General features: G+C 69.3%; 1 pseudogene. It reads right to left on the bottom strand.

From position 1 onward, the window contains the following. Nucleotides 1–380 precede the first annotated feature (380 nt). Nucleotides 381–540, bottom strand: a pseudogene (locus tag ABD323_RS44900) (transketolase); the annotation flags it as partial.

The raw sequence follows: 540 nt of genomic DNA, 5'->3' as shown, positions 1-540 counted from the left end.
GCCCACAGAACGACATGGCTACGATCCGACTTGCTTGGGACGACGAGACGGGTTTTCTCGGGAAACTCCGATCCGGCCAATTCGATCCGGCTGCGGGCGAGGCCTACGTGTCGCTGCTCTCGCGAATTCCGGAGCCCGGGGAGATGATCGACTCCCGACTTGTGCAGCTCATCTGGTTCGCCCCGCTGTTCATGGAGTGGCAGACGGAAAGGGCCGCCGAGAGCGAGGAAGAGTCCCGGCAGCTCACCCGGATCGCCACCCAGGTGCAGGAAGCGATCGAGGGCATCCTCGGAGTGCCGTAAGCCTTCTCGGCTGCCCCCTGGGCCCGGTGGCACCCTCCGCGTGGAGGCCCACCGGTCCCGCCGGCCCCCGCCCGGGCCTCACCACAGGTACGAGGCGATCCGCTCCCGCAGCCCGGCCGCGTCCAGGCCGTAGGCGGCCAGGTGCTCGGCGATGGAGCCGTACTGCCGGTGCTCCTCCTTCGGCACGCCCAGGCCCAGCACCCGGTGCGGCAGGTCGTTCAGCGCCTCGTTGACCTCG

Origin of the sequence: Kitasatospora nipponensis, assembly GCF_039528135.1 — a bacterium.
GTDB classification, from domain to species: domain Bacteria; phylum Actinomycetota; class Actinomycetes; order Streptomycetales; family Streptomycetaceae; genus Kitasatospora; species Kitasatospora nipponensis.
This window is presented reverse-complemented; position numbering and strand designations above follow the sequence as displayed.